We start from the raw sequence: 15,380 nt of genomic DNA, 5'->3' as shown, positions 1-15,380 counted from the left end.
GCGCGGCGGCAGCAGTTAGGTTAGGCGGGCCTCACTCGCTCTGCCCGAAAGGTCCCCGGTGCGCAGATCGCTCGTCGCCGTCGTCGCCGTGCTCCTCGCCGTCCTGGCGGGCTGCTCGTCCGGCCCGGAACAGTCGCCCTCGGCCGCCCCCGCCGGCGACGGGACCTTCCCGGTCACGATCCCGACCGCGTTCGGCGACGTCACGGTCCCGCAGGCCCCGCAGCGGGTGGTCGCCCTCGGCTGGAGCGACGCCGAGACCGCTCTCGCCCTGGGCGTGCAGCCGGTCGGGGCGTCCGACTGGCTCGCCGTCGGCGGCGACGGCCTCGGCCCCTGGGTGACCCAGCGCTACACCACGCCTCCGCAGACGCTCGGCACCCTCGAGGTGGACCTGGAGCAGGTCGCCGCCCTGCAGCCGGACCTGATCCTCGACACCCGCGCCTCGGGCGCGCGGGAGCGCCACGACCAGCTCTCCCAGCTCGGGGTCCCCGTCGTCGGCATCCCGGCGGGCGGGGAGAACTACCTGACCCCGTGGCGCGACCAGCTGCGGATGGTCGGCGCGGCGCTGGGGAAGACCCAGGAGGCCGCCGCCCTGCAGTCCCAGCTCGAGTCCCGGTTCGCCCAGGCCCGCCAGCAGAACCCGGCCCTGAACGGCGCCACCGTGGTCTCCGGCGCCAAGAACACCCTCGGCGAGTACGCCGCCTACGTCGGCCGCACCGGCCGGGTCGAGTTCCTCCGCGAGCTCGGGCTGGTCAACTCCCCCGCCGTCGAGAACATCCCGACCCAGAGCTTCTCGGTCCCGGTCAGCCGCGAACAGATGAACCTCCTGGACGCCCGCGTGACGATCATGCAGGCGATCAGCGGCAACGCCACCGACATCACCGGCGACCCGCTGTGGGGCACGGTGCCCTCGGTCGCGGCCGGCCGCGGGATCGTGCTCGACGACGAGGCCCTCTCGAACGCGTTCGCCAGCTCGTCGGTCCCCGGCCAGCTCTACGCCCTCGACCGCATCGTGCCGCCGATCGCCGCGGCGGTCGCCAAGCCGTGAGCCACCAGCCGTGAGCCACCAGCCGTGACCGCCGTCGCCACCGCCGCCCCCGAGCCGCCCCGCACCCGCCGCGGCTCGGGCACGGCGACGACGCTGCTCGTGCTGGCCGCACTCCTCGTGGCCGTCGTCGCGAGCCTCGCGATCGGGCCGCGGGCGCTGCCGCCGTCGGTGGTGCTCGACGCCCTGACCGCGTTCGACCCGACGAACCCCGACCACCTCGTCGTCACCGAGGTCCGCCTCCCCCGCACCGTGATCGGTCTGCTCGCCGGCCTCGCCCTCGGCCCGGCCGGGGTCCTCGCCCAGGGGCTGACCCGCAACCCGATCGCCGAACCCGGCATCCTCGGCCTCAACACCGGGGCGGCCCTCGCCGTGGTGCTCGCGATCGGGCTGCTGGGCATCCGGTCCCTGACCGCCTACGTGTGGTTCGGCTTCGTCGGCGCCGGGCTCGCCGCGCTGATCGTCGCCGGGGTCGCCGGCGTCGGCGGGCGCTCGGCGACCTCACCCGCCACCCTCGCGCTCGCCGGGGCCGCCCTGACCGCCGGGCTCGGGTCGGTGACCACGGCGATCCTGCTCACCGACCCGAACGCCTTCGAGGACTACCGCTTCTGGCAGGTCGGCTCGCTCGCCGGCCGCGACCTCGGCATCGCCGCCCAGGCCGCGCCCTTCGTCGCGGCGGGCCTCGCCCTCGCCCTGCTGTGCGGCCCGACGCTGAACGCGCTCGCCCTCGGCGACGACGTCGCCCGCTCCTTCGGCCGGCACGTCGGGCGCGACCGCGCGGTCTGCGGCGTCGCCCTCGTCGTGCTCGCCGGGGCGGCGACGGCCGCGGCCGGGCCGATCGCCTTCGTCGGGCTGACCGTCCCGCACCTCGTCCGCGCGCTCGCGGGCCCCGACCACCGCAAGCTCCTCCCGCTCGCCGCCCTCGCGGCCCCGACCCTGCTGCTGGTCGCCGACGTCGTCGGCCGGGTCGTCGCCGCGCCCCGGGAGGTGCAGGTCGGCATCGTCACCGCCGTCCTCGGCGCACCGGTCTTCGTCTGGTTCGTCCGCCGGAAGCGGTTCGTGCGATGAGCGCGCCCGCGCTGGCGGCCCTGCAGACCACCCGGGCCCGGTCCCGACGACGGGTCGGGCTGGTCGGGGCCGTCCTCGCCGCGGCGGTGGTCCTCGCGTTCCTGACGACGGTGTCGCTCGGCGAGTACCCGATCGGACCGGGCGACCTGCTCACCTCCCTGGTCGGCGCCGGACCGGCCCGCGTCGAGTTCGTCGTCACCCGGCTCCGGCTCCCCCGGGCCCTCGCGGGGCTGGCGGTCGGCGCCGCGCTCGGCCTCGCGGGCGCGCTCTTCCAGCGGCTGCTGCGCAATCCCCTCGCCAGCCCGGACGTCATCGGCGTCGGCGCCGGGGCGAGCGCGGCCGCGGTGACCGCCCTGACCGTCTTCGGCCTCTCCGGGTTCGGGGTCTCCGCGGCCGCCGTCGTCGGGGCCGCCGGCACCGCCGCGCTGATCGTCGTCCTCGCCCAACGCGGCGGCTCCGGGGGCGGCCTGCACGGCGTCCGGTTCGTACTGATCGGCGTCGGGATCGGGTCGGCGCTGCTCGCCGTCGTCTCCTGGCTGATGACGACGGCCTCCCTCACCACCGCCCAGCAGACCCTGCTGTGGCTCACCGGCAGCCTGAACGGCGTCACGTGGGCGGCCACCACGCCGCTGCTCGTGACCGTTGCCGTCCTCGTCCCGCTCGCCCTCGTGGCCGCGCGCGCCCTGCCCCGACTCGAGCTCGGCGACGAGGCCGCGGCCGCCCTCGGGCTGCCCGTCGAGCGCGCCCGCCTCGCCCTGCTGGCCGCCGGCGTCCTCCTCGTCGCCGCCGCGGTCGCCGTCGCCGGGCCGGTCTCGTTCGTCGCCCTGGTCTCCGGTCCGGTCGCCGCCCGCCTCGCCGGTCCCGACCGGGCCTCGCTGCCGCACGCCGCCCTGGTCGGCGCGCTGCTGGTGCTCGTCGCCGACCTGATCGCCCGCCACCTGCTCGGCGACATCCCGCTGCCGGTCGGTGTGGTCACCGGGGTCGTCGGCGCCCCCTACCTGCTGTGGCTGCTGGCCCGGTCCCGCACGAGAGGAGCGACATGAGCCTGAGCGCCGAGCGCCTCACCCTGCGCTACGACGACCGCGTGGTGGTCGACGGGCTGTCGGTGCGCCTCCCCGCGGGCCGGATCACCGCGATCGTCGGCCCCAACGCGTGCGGCAAGTCGACGCTGCTCCGCGGCCTGGGCCGGTTGATCGCGCCCGCCGCGGGTCGGGTCCTGCTCGAGGGGACCGACGTCCGCGAGCTCCCTGCCCGTGAACTGGCCCGGCGCCTCGGGCTGCTGCCGCAGTCGCCGGTCGCCCCGGAGGGCATCACGGTCGCCGACCTGGTCGAGCGCGGACGCTCGCCGCACCAGGGCTGGTTCGGCGGCCGCACCGCCGCCGACGACGCGGCGGTCGCGCGCGCCATGACGGCGACCGGGGTCGCCGAGCTCGCCGACCGGGCGGTCGACGAGCTCTCCGGCGGCCAGCGCCAGCGGGTGTGGATCGCGATGGTGCTCGCGCAGGACACGCCGACCCTGCTGCTGGACGAACCCACCACCTACCTGGACATGGCGCACGCCGTCGAGGTGCTCGACCTGCTCGTCGACCGCAACCTCGGCGAGGGCACGACGGTGGCCGTCGTCCTGCACGACCTCGACCTCGCCGCCCGCTACGCCGACCACCTGATCGCCATGCGCGACGGCGCCGTGGTCGCCGAGGGCACCCCCGCGGAGGTCGTCACGGAGGCGACCGTCGAGCGGGTCTTCGGGATCCCGGCGCGCGTGGTCCCCGACCCGGTCTCGGGCACCCCGCTCGTCGTCCCGGTCGGCAGGCACCGGGTCACGCCGCCCGCGCCGGTGCCCGACGCGACGGACGCCCTGCCCGACGACGGGTGCGGGTCCACCACGCCGTTCACCTCCGAGGCCGACCTGCGCGCGGTGGTGGACGAGCCGCACCCGCTCGCCGTCGCGAAGGTCGGGGACCGGGTCGACGCGACCGCCGCCGAGTTCGTGGCCGCCGCGCCCCTCGTCGTGCTGGCCTCGGGCCGGGCGGACGGCGGCCTGGACGTCTCCCCGCGCGGCGACCGGGCGGGGTTCGTCCGCGTGCTCGACGACGGGCGACGGCTCGCGCTGCCCGAGCGCCCCGGGAACCGTCGGATCGACACCCTGCGCAACGTCGTGGAGCGGCCGGGGGCGGGCCTGCTGTTCCTCGTCCCCGGGGCGACCCACGTGCTGCGCGTCTCCGGTCACGGACGCGTCGTCGACGACCCGGCCGTCCTGGGGCTGTGGGACGAGCCGCCGCCGCTGGCGCTCGTCGTCGAGGTCACCGACTGCTTCGTGCACTGCTCGCGCGCGCTGACCCGCTCGGCGGTGTGGGCGGGGATCGAGCCGGCCACCGACGTGCCGGGCGTGAAGGCCCTCGCGGAGGCCGCCATGGCGGGCCGCGAGGACGCCTGAGGGTCAGGCGGTGGCCGGCCCCGCCTCCGCCTTCCCCGCCTTCGCGGCGTCGGTGGCGCGCCGGATCGCCCACACCGTCACGGCGGCGGCGAGCAGGGCCAGCGGTACGCCCATGGCGAGGCGGACCCAACCGAGCCAGGTCTCGGCGTAGGCGGAGTCGTAGAGCCAGCGCTGCACCACGAACCGCGCGCCGAACACGACGACCCAGGCCAGGGTGGCGAGGTCGTAGGCCCGGAGCAGCGCCGGCGAGCGGCGCCAGCCCTGCCCGTCGCCGTTCACCAGGTGCCACAGCACCCCGACGAGCGGCCGCCGCGCGAGCACGGACACCAGGAACACGCCGCCGTAGATCAGGCTGGTCCAGATCCCGAGCAGGAAGAACCCCTTGGCCTCCCCGGTGCGCCACGCGATGAGTGCGCAGACGGCGACGCCGAACAGGCCGGACAGCGCCGGCTGGACCTTCTCGCCGCGGACGAGCCGCCAGACCGCGACCGCCACGGCGGAGGCCACGGCCGCGACGATGGAGGCGACGAGGTTCTTGAACACCGCCTGGACCAGCACGAACACGACGACCGGCACGGCCGAGGTGATCACCCCGGCGACGCCGCCCATCTGCTCGAGCAGGGTCGGCGCCCGCTCCTCGCGTTCCTCGCGCTCCTCGACCTCGCCAGCGTCCCCGGTCGGCTCGGCCGCCCCCGCCCCCGGCCCCGCGACGGGGGCGGTCGGGAGGTCCGGCCGCACCGGGGCGAAGGCGACGGTGGGCGGCTCGTCGGGACCGGGGCGGTGCCGCGGTGGCCCGACGGGCGGTCCGGCGGGGTGTCCGGCGCGGTGCTGGGGGGTGATGACGCGCTCCTGTCAGGGGGCTCGCTGCAGCTCGTAGTACGGGTTGTAGATGACCTTGCGACCGTCGCGGACCGCCACCCGCCCGCTCGCGCGCAACGTGCGGCCCGGCTCGATCCCGGGGATGCGGCGTCGGCCCATCCACACCAGGGTGACACCGTCGGTCCCGTCGAAGAGCTCCGCCTCCAACGTGGCGACCGAGTCCCGCGGGCAGATCTCCACCGACCGCAGACGACCCTTCACGGTGATCGCCTCGCCCGTCCCGGAGCACTCGCTGGCCTTCTGGCAGCCCGAGCGCTCGACCTCGGCCGAGAGGTCCTCCGCGTCCAGCTCGGACACGTCGGAGGTGAGCTTCTTGACCATCCGCGACATGAACCCAGGGCTCTTGCCCATCCGGCTGCTCCTCGCTGCAGGCACCCGGGAACGACCCCGGCTGCCACCCTCGGCCCCTCGGGGCCCGTCGTCAGGATAACGCGATCAGGAACGCCCGGGGGACGTCCCGGAGTCCGCCTTCTGCGGCAACATCATGGGGATCACGGGCCCGTCCTGCCCGGCGATCTGCCGCGGGCGGGTGGGAAGGGTCTGGTAGAGCGTGTCGCGGAACGGCTCCGGCACGTCGTCGGGCACCTCGAGGGGCAGCAGCGAGCGCACCGGCAGCGGGTCGGGCGAGCGGACGATCACCGTGCCGCGGACCATGTCGCGCAGCATCCCGTGCAACGTCAGGGCGTGCTGGGCCGGCCCGGTGCCCACGCCGCGCAGCAGCCAGCGGGGCCCCTCCACGGCGACGACGCGGGCGACGACGTCGCCGTTGCGCGCGACGAGCTCGCGACCCCACTCGCCGCGGTCGCGGCGGATGGTGGCGCCCTCGTTGTGCAGCTGCGTCGCCAGCTCCTCGACCAGCTCGGCCCAGAGCCCACCCGTGCGGGGCGCGGCGAAGGCGCTCACCGTCAGGCGCCCCTCGGGGACCATGACGTGGACCGCCCGCAGCGGGCCCGACGGGTCCGGCTCGGCGATCAGGGTGGCACCGGGCGGCACCGGCAGCTGCACGGAGCCGAGGTCGAGGCGCAGCCGACCGTCCCGCGGGGCGTTCTCGGCGTCCCACGGCCCGTGGTGCTGGTGGTGCCGGCGGCCCGCGGGCTCACCGTGCCCGGGCACCTGGGCGATACGGCCCTTGCGGTGGCGCCCGCGCGCCGGCTCGGTCGCGACCACTGCCTTCAGAGCTCCCTCGTCACCGGCCACGGGGGGTGGCCGTCCCGGTCATGCGTCGACGTGTCCATCGGCGGAACCCGCCGTGTTCTCAATACCCTGCCCGTGACCTTCTCGTGATGTAAACGGGCGAGGGTCACGCAGGTTGTCACCCGACCCGGTCGACCCGAAGCCGCCCTCGCCGCGGGCGGACCCGGGCAGCGCGTCCACCACCCGGACCATCGGCAGCTCCACCCGCTGCACGAGCAACTGGGCCACGCGGTCGCCGCGGCGCAGGTCGACCGCCGCGTGCCGGTCGTGGTTGACCAGGCAGACCCGGATCTCGCCGCGGTACCCCGCGTCGACGACCCCGGGGGCGTTGACCAGGCCGATCCCGTGCCGGGCGGCGAGCCCGGAGCGGGCGCAGACGAGGCCGACGTGCCCCGGCGGCAGCGCGATCGCCACCCCGGTCCCCACCAGCACCCGCTCGCCCGGGTCGATCCGGACGTCGGCGGTGGTCCGCAGGTCGAGGCCCGCGTCGTCCGGGTGCGCGCGCTCGGGCGGCGGCAGCCCCGGATCGAGACGGACGAGATCGAGCTCGGACACGACGCACGAGGGTAGTCGCGGGCGGCCACCGGTCCGCAGCCCTCCCCGGCGCCTGGTCCGTCGCCGGGGGCACCGCGTCCTACCCTGGAGGGCGTGACCCGAGCACCCGCCCCGAGCGCGTCCCCGGCCGGCCTCGAGCGCCTCCGGCTGCCCTGGTGGGCGTGGCCGCCGTCGCTGCTGGTGGCCGGGCTGCTCGCGGCCGAGGTCCACATGGGGTTCCCCGGGGTGCGTTCCTGGCTGCCCTACGTGGTGCTGCTGCCGCTCGCGGTGCTGATCCTCAGCCGGATCGGCCGCACGCGGGTCGGGGTGGCCACCGACGCGGACGGTGAGCGCGAGGTCTGGGCCGGGCCGGCCCACCTGCCCACCCGCTTCGTCGGGCGCGCCGACGTGGTGCGCGGGGAGAGCAAGCAGCGGGCGCTCGGACCGCAGCTCGACCCGGCGGCCTTCGTCCTGCACCGGCCGTGGGTGCCGAGCGCGGTGCGCCTGGAGGTCGTCGATCCCGACGACCCCACGCCCTACTGGGTGATCTCCACCCGCCACCCCGAGCGCCTGCTGGCGCAGATCCGGGGCGCATGACGACGGAGCCCGGTCCGGGAGTCCCGGACCGGGCTGGGTGATCGGTGTGTGTCAGGCCGCGCAGTCGCGGCAGATGAACGCGTTGCCGCGGGTCTCGGCGAGGCGGCTGCGGTGGTGGACCAGGAAGCAGCTGCCGCAGGTGAACTCGTCCGCCTGCTTGGGCAGCACCCGGACCGTCAGCTCCTCCCCGGAGAGGTCCGCGCCCGGGAGCTCGAAGCTCTCGGCCGTGTCGGTCTCGTCGACGTCGACGGCCGCGGACTGCGCCTCGTTCCGGCGGGCCTTCAGCTCCTCGAGCGAGTCCTCCCCGAGTTCGTCGGACTCGTTGCGGCGCGGGGCGTCGTAGTCGGTCGCCATATGGTGTGTCCCACCCTCGTCATGCGGAGTTCTCGGTCGTGCGCCCGCACAACGCGGGACGTCCACGGTTTGTGCCGGTCGTCGGAGTGACCCGGGTCTCACCGGCAGGGGGTCGGGAGACCGGCCCGGGAGGTGCCGACCGTGCTCGACCGTGCCGTGGAGCGGCGGAAGGGTAGCCGACCACGGTGACGGATGCCCACGCGTCCGCTCGTCCATCCGTGTGGTCCGCCCGACAATTCGATCGCGCACGACCGAGGACGGCCGAGGCTGCCGGTGCGGCGGACACGCCGACGCCACGGCGGGGCGTCTACGCTCGCCGCCGTGGCCGCCTCGTCCTCCCTCCCGCGTGCCGGCGGGTACCGGCGGCGGCACCTGCTGCCGATGGCCCTGCTGGTGGTCGTCCTGGCCGTCGCGAGCCTCCTCACCTGGGTCGTGGTGTTCGTGAACTCGACGGCGCAGTCGGTCACCTCGTGCAACGCGCCGCCCTCGGGCGGCGGCGCCGTCCAGGCCCGCACCGCCCTGGACCAGACGGCCGCGGCCGCCCCGTCCGCGGTGGCCGTGCGGGTGCTCAACGGCGCCGGCCAGCGCGGCCAGGCCCAGCTCGCGGCCGTGGAGCTCGGCGAGCTCGGCATGCCCGAGGCCGCGCAGCCCGACAACGATCCGCTCTACCCCGCCCAGGACCTCAGCTGCGTGGGGCAGATCCGCTACGGCCCGGACGGCGCGTCCGCGGCCCGCACCCTCTCGCTCGTCGTGCCGTGCGCGGAGCTGGTCGACGACGGGCGCCAGGGCTCGGCGGTCGACCTCGCCCTGGGCAGCGACTTCCGCGACATCACCCCGGGCGCGGGCGTGAACGACGCCCTCAAGGCGCTCGCCCGCGGCACCGAGTCGGGCGCGCCGGTGCCCGGCACCGACCCCGCGTCGTTGTCGACCCTGCGTGACGTCGACTGCTCCCAGTAGCGCGAGCTAGAGCTCTGCTGCCCCGGCGGCGCGCAGCAGGTCGGACAGCGGTCCCGCCACGGCGGGACCGGCGGCGAAGGTCGCCTCCGGACCCCACCCGTCGTCGGGACCGACCGACGGACGCCGCACCACCGCCCCCGCCTCCTCGGCGATGAGGGCGCCCGCGCACCAGTCCCACGGCTTGAGGCCGTGCTCGTAGAAGCCGTCGATCCAGCCCGCCGCCACCGAGCAGAGGTCCAGCGAGGCGCAGCCCTGGCGGCGCACGTCGCCGATCGAGCCCGCGACCCGGCCGAGCAGGGCCGCCTGGCGGGACCGTCGGGCCGGGTCGTAGGCGAGACCGGTGCCGACCACGGCGAGCTCGACCCGCTCCAGCGCGGACGCGCGCAGCCGGCGGCCGTCGAGACGGGCGCCGTGGCCCCGGGCGGCGGTCCACACCCGCCGCGAGACCGGCTCCACCACCGCGCCCGCGACGGCGTGCCCGTCGACCTCGGCGCCGAGCGAGACCGAGAACCAGGGCAGGCCGTGCGTGTAGTTCACGGTGCCGTCGATCGGGTCGACCACCCAGCGCACCTGCCCGGGGCGCGGCGAGGTCTCCCCGCCCTCCTCCTCCCCGAGCACGGCGTCGTCGGGGCGCAGCACCGCGAGGCGCTCACGCACGAGGGCCTCACACTCGCGGTCGCCGGCGGTGACGACGTCGGTCGCGGAGCTCTTGGTGCTCATGTCCGCGACGGAGCGGTCGCCGACCACCCGGTCGCGCACCGCGAGGGCCAGCTCGGCCGTCTCCTGCGCCACCTCGACCGCGATCTTCTCCAGGCCGACCGCGAGTTCGGAGCGCTCCTCGTCGTCCACGTCCCCATCCGACCACATCTGGCTAGGCTCGCCCGATATCGCGCGAGGGGAACGGGGTGTGAACGGGATGCGACGGCTGGGGATCGACGTCGGCGGCACCGGCGTGAAGGGCAACGTGGTCGACACGGAGACCGGGGACCTGCTGGCCGAGCGGGTCCGGATCGAGACGCCGCACCCCGCCACCCCGGAGGCGGTCGCCGACACCGTCGCGGCGGTGGTCGAGGCGCACGCCTACGACGGCCCGGTGGGGATCACCTTGCCCTCGGTGGTCAAGGCCGGCATCGCGCACACCGCGGCCAACATCGACCCCGCCTGGCCCGGCACCGACGCGGTGACCCTGTTCGGCGAGCGGCTCGGGCGCCGTCCGGTGTTCGTGCTGAACGACGCCGACGCGGCCGGGCTCGCGGAGGTGCGCTTCGGCGCGGGGGCCGGCCGCCGCGGCGTGGTGTGCATGCTGACCATCGGCACCGGCATCGGCTCGGCGCTCTTCCTCGACGGGCGCCTCCTGCCCTCCACCGAGTTCGGGCACCTCCAGGTCGACGGCCACGACGCCGAGAGCCGCGCCTCGGCGTCCGCCCGCGAGCGCGAGGAGCTGTCCTGGGGCAGGTGGGCGAAGCGGTTCTCCCGCTACCTGCAGGTGCTCGAGGACCTGATCTGGCCCGACCTGTTCATCCTCGGCGGCGGGGTGAGCAAGAAGCCGGACAAGTGGCTGCCGCTGCTGGAGGCGCGCACCGAGATCGTCGTCGCCCAGCTGCAGAACCAGGCGGGGATCGTCGGTGCGGCCATGGCCGCGGCCGAGGACACGAGCCCCTGACCTGCGGTTCCTTCCCGACGACCGGTCGCCACGCGCCGCCTGCCTGTGAGGTACGGGCGCCGGTCACCCGGCGTCGTTACAATGGCTGACAGCTTGCGGCGGTTCACCGCCGGAGCCGGAGCCCAAACCTTCCCGACCACTCCGCGTCGTGATCGTCCCGGCCCCGGGTCCGTCGATCCGGTGTCCGCCTCCACGCCCCTGCAGTAGATCGTCGCGAAAGGTCGTTTGTGGCAGCCGCAGATTCCGCCCGCCGTCGCGCCACCACCGCCACGGCGGAGCAGCCCTCCGGCCCGATCGGGGTCGTCACCGAGGACGCCGACGCCGCCGCGCCCGCCGCGGCGCCGAAGGCGACCCGGGCGCGGACCGCCACGAAGGCCGCTCCCAAGGGCGCCGCCGCGACGAAGGCGCCGGCCAAGAAGGCCCCCGCGAAGAAGGCCGCGCCCGCCAAGAAGGGCGCGAAGACCGAGGGTGCCGAGGGCGCCGAGGGCGCCGAGGGCGAGGCCCCGGAGGGCGAGCTCGAGGACGCCCCCGGCGACGCCGACCTCACCGAGGAGGTCGAGGCGCTGGGCGCCGAGGTCGTCGTCGAGGAGGTCGAGACCGAGGAGCCCACCGAGGAGGACAAGAAGTCCGGCGACTTCGTCTGGGACGAGGAGGAGTCCGAGGCGCTGCGCCAGGCGCGCAAGGACGCCGAGCTCACCGCCTCGGCCGACTCGGTCCGCGCCTACCTCAAGCAGATCGGCAAGGTGGCGCTGCTCAACGCCGAGGAGGAGGTCGAGCTCGCCAAGCGGATCGAGGCCGGCCTCTACGCGGCGGAGCGGCTGCGCAAGGTCGCCGAGACCCAGCAGGAGCTGCAGACGCAGATGCGTCGCGACCTGCGCTGGATCGTCCGCGACGGCGAGCGCGCCAAGTCCCACCTGCTCGAGGCGAACCTCCGCCTCGTCGTCTCGCTGGCCAAGCGCTACACCGGCCGCGGCATGGCGTTCCTGGACCTGATCCAGGAGGGCAACCTCGGTCTGATCCGTGCGGTCGAGAAGTTCGACTACACCAAGGGCTACAAGTTCTCGACCTACGCGACGTGGTGGATCCGCCAGGCCATCACCCGCGCGATGGCCGACCAGGCGCGCACCATCCGCATCCCGGTGCACATGGTCGAGGTCATCAACAAGCTCGGCCGCATCCAGCGCGAGCTGCTCCAGGACCTGGGCCGCGAGCCCACCCCGGAGGAGCTCGCCAAGGAGATGGACATCACCCCGGACAAGGTGCTGGAGATCCAGCAGTACGCCCGGGAGCCCATCTCGCTGGACCAGACCATCGGCGACGAGGGCGACTCGCAGCTCGGTGACTTCATCGAGGACTCCGAGGCGGTCGTCGCCGTCGACGCGGTGTCGTTCACGCTGCTGCAGGACCAGCTGCAGTCCGTCCTCGCGACGCTCTCCGAGCGTGAGGCCGGCGTGGTCCGGCTGCGCTTCGGCCTCACCGACGGCCAGCCGCGCACCCTCGACGAGATCGGCCAGGTCTACGGCGTGACGCGCGAGCGCATCCGGCAGATCGAGTCGAAGACGATGTCGAAGCTGCGTCACCCGTCGCGCTCCCAGGTGCTGCGCGACTACCTGGACTAGTCGTTCCCGACGAGGGCCCCCGAGCACCGCTCGGGGGCCCTCCGTCGTTTGCACGCCCGGTCGATCTCGCGTTGGCTGATCGCCCGTGACGTCGTCGCGGTGGACCGTCCCGCTGCTGAGCGTGCTGTTCGTGCTGCTGTGGGCGTCGGGGTTCATCGTCGCGAAGCTCGCCACCCGCACCACCGACGTCCCGACGGTGCTCTTCTGGCGGTTCGTCATCGCCGCGGCGGTCACCGGGGCGGCCGTGGCCTGGCTGCGCCCGGGGATGCCCCGCGGCCGGTCGCTGGTGCACCTCGTCGTGACGGCACTGCTGCTGCAGGTGGGCGTGTTCTCGGCCGTGTTCACCGGCCTCGCCCGCGGCGTGCCCGCCGGGCTGACCAGCCTCGTCGTCGGGCTGGCACCGCTGCTCGTCGGGCTGCTCACCCCGCTGGTGCTGCGGACCCGGCTCGGCGCCGCCCCGGCGATCGGGCTGATCATCGGAGCGGGCGGGGTGTACATCGTGGCCTCCGGCGGCCTCTCCGCCGGTGGACCGATCGGGCCGGTGCTGCTCCCGGTGCTCGGGATGGCCTTCCTGACGGCGGGCACGCTCTACCAGAAGCGGTTCAACGACGACACGCCCGTCGCCTCCAGCGTGGCCGTCCAGATGGTGACCTCGATGGTCGTCCTGGCCGTGGCGATGCCGTTCCTCGGCCCGCAGTGGCTCCCCGCCGGGGCCGGTGGATGGGTCGCGGTGGCCTGGTTGGGCGTGATCAACTCTGCCGGCACCTTCGCCGTCATGTTCGTGCTCCTGCGGCGGCGCTCGACGGTGCACGTGTCGGCGCTGATGAACCTCTCTCCCGCGACGACGGCGCTGCTGGCCGTCCCGCTGCTCGCCGAACCGCTGACCGGGCGCGCCGTGCTCGGCCTCGCCGTCGCCCTCGTCGGGATGTTCGTGGGCCTGGGGATCTGGCCCCGGCGGCGGGCGCAGGACGTGTCCCAGGTCACGCCGTCCGGTTCGATGCCCCCATGAGGACCACCGCGGCCGGGCGGACCATCGAGCCGGTGCTGCGCATCTGACCCGCTAGCGTGGGGCTCGTGCCGATGGAGGAGCGGGTCCGTCCCGACGAACGCCGCCGCTACGTGTTCCTGCTGTGGTTCAACGTCACGCTGGGCGTCCTCTGGGCCGTCGTGCTGGTGCTGACCGGGGTGTGGTGGTTCGCGGCGCTGCTGGCCGTCTCGGTCGTGCTCGGCAGTCTCTCGGCCTGGGCACTGAGCGTGCTGAACCGCGAAGGCCTGCGGTGACCGCAGCGTCGCTCGCCGAGCGTGCCGCGGCGGCGCTCGCGATCCCGCTGCAGGAGGCCCTCGGAGCGCGTCCGGCCGATCCCGCCGCGCCCACCGGCGGGCTCGTGTTCCCGGTCCGCGACCTCGCCCTCAACCCCGGCGGCACGCTGCACGCGGGCGCGCTCGGCGCGATCCTCGAGCTGCAGGGATTCCTGACGCTGCTCCCGGAGCTCGCCGACGACGAGCACGCCGTGACCCACCACATCTCGACGCAGCTGCTCAGCCCCGGGCAGCGGGACGAGGAGGTGCTCGTGACGGCGGTCCTCGAGCGCCGCACCCGGCGCCTGGGGTTCGTGAGCGCCACCGCGACCGTCGGCGACCGGCTCGTGGCACGCAGCCAGATCACCAAGTCCGTGATCGCCCTCCGCCGAGCGGAGCCCGCACGGGGTCTGTGATGCTCGCCGGCATGACCCAGCACCCCGAGGCCGACGACCTCCCGGGCCCCGACCCGGCCGACGTGCACCAGCGCAGCGTGGCCGTCATCCGCGCCATGGACGCCGGGGACCTGCGCGCCGTCGGCGAGCTGCTCGGCGAGCTCGGCGGCCCCGAGGAGTTCGGCGCCCAGGTGGTCAGCCTCGCCAGCCTCGCCCGCCTCCTGCTCGACCAGAACCCGCAGACCGCGCCGGAGCGCGACGACGCCCGGGGCGCCGTGCTCGACGAGCTCGCCCGGGTCCTGATCGCCGCGGAGACGCCGTAGGACCGCACGGAACCGTGCGAGCATGAGCGGCGTCGGAGGAGGTAGGAGGTCCATGACGATCGCGCGGCCCTGGCCCGACCACCTGCTCTCGCTCGACGAGTGGGAGGCGCTGGACGAGGAACTCGTCAAGACCGCCGAGCTCGTCGAGGGGGTGCTGGTCGTGTCGCCGAGCCCCTCGCCCGTCCACCAACGCCTCCTGTGGCGGCTCTGTGCGGCCCTGGAGCCACAGGTCGCCCCGGGCCACGTGCTGATCCCGGACCTCGACGTCCTCATCGACGCCGGGCCTCCCCCGACCGTGCGCAAGCCCGACGTCGCCGTGGTCCGGGCCGAGGCCTACGAGCGCGGTGAGCGCCTCGTCCCGGCCGACCTCCTCGCGGCGTTCGAGATCCTCTCCCCCGGCAGCCGACGGACCGACCGGGTCGCCAAGCTCGCGGAGTACGCGGAGGGCGCGATCCCGCACTACGGCATCGTCGACCCCGACGGCCCGACGCTCACCGAGTTCGCGCTCGTCGACGGCGCCTACCGGCCCGTCGCCGAGCACCAGGGCCTCGCCACGCTCGCGTTCGGCGCGACGCTCGACCTCACGACGCTGCCGTAGCGGTCACCCCGAGCCACACCAGCCCGGCCACCTTCGCCACCTCGAGCGCGACGTAGACGAGATGGGTGTGGCTGCGCCGGCCGGTGTCCGCGCCTGCGAGCACCCGGTCCGAGCGCCGTGTCAGCACGGGACGCACCGCCACGAGCTGGACCGTCAGCACCCCCACCGCGACCACACCCGCCGTCCGGAACGGCCCGAGCACCAGCCCGACCACGACGACGACCGCGAACACCACCTCGACGGCGTTGAGGGCGCGGAACACGACCCGGCCGATGCCGAGCCCCACCGGCAGCGTGACCCCGGTAGCGCGGAACTTGAGCGGCGCCTCCAGGAACGAGATCGCCAGCACCATCCCGAGCCACACCCATGCCACCGCGGCGAGCACATCGAGCACCTCACCACCCTGCCACCGCGCACCCGC

General features: G+C 75.0%; 20 protein-coding genes. 13 read left to right on the top strand and 7 right to left on the bottom strand.

What is annotated here, in order from left to right; genetic code table 11:
* Nucleotides 1-58 precede the first annotated feature (58 nt).
* From ACQPYX_RS13995 to ACQPYX_RS13980, 4 genes are read left to right on the top strand one after another with little or no spacing between them, the layout of a single operon-like run.
* Nucleotides 59-1,045 (top strand): iron-siderophore ABC transporter substrate-binding protein, encoded by a 987-nt coding sequence (locus ACQPYX_RS13995; protein ID WP_433803510.1) that lies wholly within the window; start codon nt 59-61, stop codon nt 1,043-1,045.
* Nucleotides 1,046-1,069: 24 nt separating this feature from the next.
* Nucleotides 1,070-2,110: a FecCD family ABC transporter permease gene (locus ACQPYX_RS13990; protein ID WP_433803509.1), complete on the top strand. Its 1,041-nt coding sequence runs from the start codon at nt 1,070-1,072 to the stop codon at nt 2,108-2,110.
* On the top strand, nt 2,107-3,153 hold the full coding sequence (locus tag ACQPYX_RS13985; protein WP_433803508.1) for a FecCD family ABC transporter permease: 1,047 nt from the start codon (nt 2,107-2,109) through the stop codon (nt 3,151-3,153). The genes ACQPYX_RS13990 and ACQPYX_RS13985 overlap by 4 nt, the downstream gene beginning before the upstream one ends.
* On the top strand, nt 3,150-4,547 hold the full coding sequence (locus ACQPYX_RS13980) for an MSMEG_1061 family FMN-dependent PPOX-type flavoprotein (protein WP_433803507.1): 1,398 nt from the start codon (nt 3,150-3,152) through the stop codon (nt 4,545-4,547). The genes ACQPYX_RS13985 and ACQPYX_RS13980 overlap by 4 nt, the downstream gene beginning before the upstream one ends.
* 3 nt (nt 4,548-4,550) lie before the next feature.
* Here ACQPYX_RS13980 and ACQPYX_RS13975 read toward each other — a convergent pair whose 3' ends face one another.
* The 4 genes from ACQPYX_RS13975 to dut form a co-directional block, all read right to left on the bottom strand.
* Nucleotides 4,551-5,285, bottom strand: coding sequence for a DUF3159 domain-containing protein (locus ACQPYX_RS13975; protein WP_433803506.1), 735 nt, complete (start codon nt 5,283-5,285; stop codon nt 4,551-4,553).
* Nucleotides 5,286-5,399: 114 nt separating this feature from the next.
* Nucleotides 5,400-5,777 carry an OB-fold nucleic acid binding domain-containing protein gene (locus ACQPYX_RS13970; protein ID WP_433803505.1) on the bottom strand — a complete coding sequence of 126 codons (378 nt, stop codon included), beginning with the start codon at nt 5,775-5,777 and terminating at the stop codon, nt 5,400-5,402.
* 84 nt (nt 5,778-5,861) lie between these two features.
* The gene (locus tag ACQPYX_RS13965; RefSeq protein ID WP_433803504.1) at nt 5,862-6,593 is read right to left on the bottom strand and encodes a DUF3710 domain-containing protein; all 732 of its coding nucleotides are present in this window, start codon (nt 6,591-6,593) and stop codon (nt 5,862-5,864) included.
* Between the two features lie 48 nt (nt 6,594-6,641).
* On the bottom strand, nt 6,642-7,175 hold the full coding sequence (gene dut, locus ACQPYX_RS13960; protein ID WP_433803503.1) for a dUTP diphosphatase: 534 nt from the start codon (nt 7,173-7,175) through the stop codon (nt 6,642-6,644).
* Nucleotides 7,176-7,268: 93 nt separating this feature from the next.
* Between dut and ACQPYX_RS13955 the strand changes: the two genes are divergently transcribed.
* Nucleotides 7,269-7,751, top strand: coding sequence for a DUF3093 domain-containing protein (locus ACQPYX_RS13955; RefSeq protein ID WP_433803502.1), 483 nt, complete (start codon nt 7,269-7,271; stop codon nt 7,749-7,751).
* 51 nt (nt 7,752-7,802) lie between these two features.
* Here the strand turns inward: ACQPYX_RS13955 and ACQPYX_RS13950 are convergent, their stop codons facing one another.
* Nucleotides 7,803-8,105 carry a DUF4193 domain-containing protein gene (locus ACQPYX_RS13950; RefSeq protein WP_018334507.1) on the bottom strand — a complete coding sequence of 101 codons (303 nt, stop codon included), beginning with the start codon at nt 8,103-8,105 and terminating at the stop codon, nt 7,803-7,805.
* Nucleotides 8,106-8,426: 321 nt separating this feature from the next.
* Here ACQPYX_RS13950 and cei point away from each other — a divergent pair, with 321 nt between their 5' ends.
* Nucleotides 8,427-9,062, top strand: a complete 636-nt coding sequence (gene cei / locus ACQPYX_RS13945; RefSeq protein WP_433803501.1) for an envelope integrity protein Cei — start codon at nt 8,427-8,429, stop codon at nt 9,060-9,062.
* Nucleotides 9,063-9,068: 6 nt separating this feature from the next.
* Here the strand turns inward: cei and ACQPYX_RS13940 are convergent, their stop codons facing one another.
* Nucleotides 9,069-9,929 (bottom strand): inositol monophosphatase family protein, encoded by an 861-nt coding sequence (locus tag ACQPYX_RS13940; protein WP_433803500.1) that lies wholly within the window; start codon nt 9,927-9,929, stop codon nt 9,069-9,071.
* A 49-nt stretch (nt 9,930-9,978) separates the two neighbouring features.
* Between ACQPYX_RS13940 and ppgK the strand changes: the two genes are divergently transcribed.
* The 7 genes from ppgK to ACQPYX_RS13905 all read left to right on the top strand — a co-directional run bounded on the left by ppgK (nt 9,979) and on the right by ACQPYX_RS13905 (nt 14,959).
* Nucleotides 9,979-10,725 (top strand): polyphosphate--glucose phosphotransferase, encoded by a 747-nt coding sequence (ppgK, locus tag ACQPYX_RS13935; protein ID WP_433803499.1) that lies wholly within the window; start codon nt 9,979-9,981, stop codon nt 10,723-10,725.
* Nucleotides 10,726-10,952: 227 nt separating this feature from the next.
* Nucleotides 10,953-12,344, top strand: a complete 1,392-nt coding sequence (locus tag ACQPYX_RS13930; protein ID WP_433803498.1) for an RNA polymerase sigma factor — start codon at nt 10,953-10,955, stop codon at nt 12,342-12,344.
* Between the two features lie 85 nt (nt 12,345-12,429).
* Nucleotides 12,430-13,353: a DMT family transporter gene (locus tag ACQPYX_RS13925; protein WP_433803497.1), complete on the top strand. Its 924-nt coding sequence runs from the start codon at nt 12,430-12,432 to the stop codon at nt 13,351-13,353.
* Nucleotides 13,354-13,418: 65 nt separating this feature from the next.
* Nucleotides 13,419-13,625, top strand: a complete 207-nt coding sequence (locus ACQPYX_RS13920) for a hypothetical protein (protein WP_433803496.1) — start codon at nt 13,419-13,421, stop codon at nt 13,623-13,625.
* Nucleotides 13,622-14,059 carry a PaaI family thioesterase gene (locus tag ACQPYX_RS13915; protein ID WP_433803495.1) on the top strand — a complete coding sequence of 146 codons (438 nt, stop codon included), beginning with the start codon at nt 13,622-13,624 and terminating at the stop codon, nt 14,057-14,059. Before ACQPYX_RS13920 ends, ACQPYX_RS13915 begins: the two co-directional genes overlap by 4 nt.
* An 11-nt stretch (nt 14,060-14,070) precedes the next feature.
* Nucleotides 14,071-14,361: a hypothetical protein gene (locus ACQPYX_RS13910; protein WP_433803494.1), complete on the top strand. Its 291-nt coding sequence runs from the start codon at nt 14,071-14,073 to the stop codon at nt 14,359-14,361.
* A gap of 52 nt (nt 14,362-14,413) precedes the next feature.
* Nucleotides 14,414-14,959, top strand: a complete 546-nt coding sequence (locus ACQPYX_RS13905) for a Uma2 family endonuclease (RefSeq protein ID WP_433803493.1) — start codon at nt 14,414-14,416, stop codon at nt 14,957-14,959.
* Here ACQPYX_RS13905 and ACQPYX_RS13900 read toward each other — a convergent pair.
* Nucleotides 14,943-15,353 (bottom strand): hypothetical protein, encoded by a 411-nt coding sequence (locus ACQPYX_RS13900; RefSeq protein WP_433803492.1) that lies wholly within the window; start codon nt 15,351-15,353, stop codon nt 14,943-14,945. The two genes, ACQPYX_RS13905 and ACQPYX_RS13900, sit on opposite strands and share 17 nt — an antisense overlap.
* Between the last annotated feature and the right edge of the window lie 27 nt (nt 15,354-15,380).

Origin of the sequence: Actinomycetospora sp. CA-084318, from assembly GCF_050955885.1 — a bacterium.
Taxonomy (GTDB): Bacteria; Actinomycetota; Actinomycetes; order Mycobacteriales; family Pseudonocardiaceae; genus Actinomycetospora.
This window is presented reverse-complemented; position numbering and strand designations above follow the sequence as displayed.